The organism is Microbacterium sp. MPR-TSA4, from assembly GCF_058792815.1.
This window is the reverse complement of the sequence record NZ_JBXAFF010000081.1, coordinates 1-3,401: the sequence shown is the minus strand read 5'-3', so window position 1 is coordinate 3,401 and position 3,401 is coordinate 1. Positions and strand designations below refer to the sequence as shown.

The following is a 3,401-nucleotide window of genomic DNA, read 5'->3' as shown; positions in this document are numbered from 1 at the left end:
ACCTGTTAATACGCTAACCGCACCAGCATGGGGTCATGCGCTAGCTCCAACGCTCTCACCCCGAAGGGATCGATACAAAGTAATTCGGGCACTTAGCACCACTGGATTAGTTTGGGCGGTTCTTCGCCGGTACGGGAATATCAACCCGTTGTCCATCGACTACGCCTGTCGGCCTCGCCTTAGGTCCCGACTTACCCAGGGAAGATTAGCTTGACCCTGGAACCCTTGGTCTTTCGGAGGACGTGTTTCTCACACGTCTTTCGCTACTCATGCCTGCATTCTCACTCGTGTGGCCTCCACGGCTGGTTCACACCGCCGCTTCGCTGGCCACACGACGCTCTCCTACCCATCAACACGGCTGGACCACGAAGGCCTACCAATAATGTCAATGCCACAACTTCGGTGGCGTGCTTGAGCCCCGTTACATTGTCGGCGCGGAATCACTTGACCAGTGAGCTATTACGCACTCTTTCAAGGGTGGCTGCTTCTAAGCCAACCTCCTGGTTGTCAGAGCAACTCCACATCCTTTCCCACTTAGCACGCGCTTTGGGACCTTAGTTGGTGGTCTGGGTTGTTTCCCTCTCGACTATGAAGCTTATCCCCCACAGTCTCACTGCTGCGCTCTCACTTACCGGCATTCGGAGTTTGGCTGACGTCAGTAACCTTGTAGGGCCCATCGGCCATCCAGTAGCTCTACCTCCGGCAAGAAACACGCAACGCTGCACCTAAATGCATTTCGGAGAGAACCAGCTATCACGAAGTTTGATTGGCCTTTCACCCCTATCCACAGCTCATCCCCTCAGTTTTCAACCTAAGTGGGTTCGGCCCTCCACGACGTCTTACCGTCGCTTCAGCCTGGCCATGGATAGATCACTTCGCTTCGGGTCTAGGACACGCGACTGAATCGCCCTATTCAGACTCGCTTTCGCTACGGCTACCCCACACGGGTTAACCTCGCCACGTATCGCTAACTCGCAGGCTCATTCTTCAAAAGGCACGCTGTCACCCCTACTAAGGAGGCTCCAACGGTTTGTAAGCAAACGGTTTCAGGTACTATTTCACTCCCCTCCCGGGGTACTTTTCACCTTTCCCTCACGGTACTTGTCCGCTATCGGTCATCTGGGAGTATTTAGGCTTATCAGGTGGTCCTGACAGATTCACACGGGATTTCTCGGGCCCCGTGCTACTTGGGATACTCTTCGCGCCAAGAGAGGCATTTCGACTACGGGGTTGGCACCCTCTATGACCTGGCTTTCAATCCAGTTCGTCTATACCTTCTTGTAACGCCGGCTGCTCGGCAGAACAACCAGAAAAGTCCCACAACCCCGAATACGCAACTCCTGCCGGATATCACACGTACTCGGTTTAGCCTGTTCCGGTTTCGCTCGCCACTACTAACGGAATCGCGGTTGCTTTCTCTTCCTGTGGGTACTGAGATGTTTCACTTCCCCACGTTCCCTCTACCCGCCCTATATATTCAGGCGGGAGTCACTGGGTCGGCACGCCGCCCAGCGGGGTTTCCCCATTCGGACACCCTCGGATCACAGTGTGCTTATCCACTCCCCGAGGCTTATCGCAGATTGCTACGTCCTTCTTCGGCTCCAGATGCCAAGGCATCCACCGTTTGCTCTTAAAGACTTGAAATCACATGAGTTTGAATCGTCAATCGAAATTGACTAATGATCTTTAAGATCATCTTCACGAGATGATTACTCATCTCGAAGATGCTCGCGTCCACTGTGTAGTTCTCAAAGTACGGGCGGTACCCTCCCCGCACCAGCACCAGCCGGCAACAGAAAGAGTCCTGAGGTTCGTCTGCTCCCAATCCGAAGATCAGAGCGCATCCGGTCCCTCAGGACCCAACAGCGTGCATGTGCCGGCTCACTCACCCCCAGCGTTCCCAACCCGAAGGCCGTACTAACTCGAAGATCACTCCCCCACACCTCATCAAACGTTCCACCCATGAGCTAACCGGCAAGACACATTCGGCCCTGATCCGGCGCCTGGACACCCCAAAGAGTGCCAGATGCTCCTTAGAAAGGAGGTGATCCAGCCGCACCTTCCGGTACGGCTACCTTGTTACGACTTAGTCCTAATTACCGATCCCACCTTCGACGGCTCCCTCCACAAGGGTTGGGCCACCGGCTTCAGGTGTTACCGACTTTCATGACTTGACGGGCGGTGTGTACAAGACCCGGGAACGTATTCACCGCAGCGTTGCTGATCTGCGATTACTAGCGACTCCGACTTCATGAGGTCGAGTTGCAGACCTCAATCCGAACTGGGACCGGCTTTTTGGGATTCGCTCCACCTCACGGTATTGCAGCCCTTTGTACCGGCCATTGTAGCATGCGTGAAGCCCAAGACATAAGGGGCATGATGATTTGACGTCATCCCCACCTTCCTCCGAGTTGACCCCGGCAGTATCCCATGAGTTCCCACCATTACGTGCTGGCAACATAGAACGAGGGTTGCGCTCGTTGCGGGACTTAACCCAACATCTCACGACACGAGCTGACGACAACCATGCACCACCTGTTCACCAGTGTCCAAAGAGTCCCGTATTTCTACGGTGTTCTGGTGTATGTCAAGCCTTGGTAAGGTTCTTCGCGTTGCATCGAATTAATCCGCATGCTCCGCCGCTTGTGCGGGTCCCCGTCAATTCCTTTGAGTTTTAGCCTTGCGGCCGTACTCCCCAGGCGGGGAACTTAATGCGTTAGCTGCGTCACGGAATCCGTGGAATGGACCCCACAACTAGTTCCCAACGTTTACGGGGTGGACTACCAGGGTATCTAAGCCTGTTTGCTCCCCACCCTTTCGCTCCTCAGCGTCAGTTACGGCCCAGAGATCTGCCTTCGCCATCGGTGTTCCTCCTGATATCTGCGCATTCCACCGCTACACCAGGAATTCCAATCTCCCCTACCGCACTCTAGTCTGCCCGTACCCACTGCAGACCCGAGGTTGAGCCTCGGGATTTCACAGCAGACGCGACAAACCGCCTACGAGCTCTTTACGCCCAATAATTCCGGATAACGCTTGCGCCCTACGTATTACCGCGGCTGCTGGCACGTAGTTAGCCGGCGCTTTTTCTGCAGGTACCGTCACTTTCGCTTCTTCCCTGCTAAAAGAGGTTTACAACCCGAAGGCCGTCATCCCTCACGCGGCGTTGCTGCATCAGGCTTGCGCCCATTGTGCAATATTCCCCACTGCTGCCTCCCGTAGGAGTCTGGGCCGTGTCTCAGTCCCAGTGTGGCCGGTCACCCTCTCAGGCCGGCTACCCGTCGACGCCTTGGTGAGCCATTACCTCACCAACAAGCTGATAGGCCGCGAGCTCATCCCTGACCAAAAAATCTTTCCAGCTACTGACCATGCGATCGCAGCTCGTATCCAGTATTAGACGC

At 55.2% G+C, this 3,401-nt stretch carries 2 rRNA genes (1 of these 2 running past the window's edge); both read right to left on the bottom strand.

The features are described from left to right. A 23S ribosomal RNA gene (locus AC1Q49_RS15960) occupies positions 1-1,644 on the bottom strand (it extends 1,639 nt beyond the left edge of the window). 393 nt (positions 1,645-2,037) lie between these two features. Continuing rightward, positions 2,038-3,401 (bottom strand): 16S ribosomal RNA (locus AC1Q49_RS15955); the annotation flags it as partial.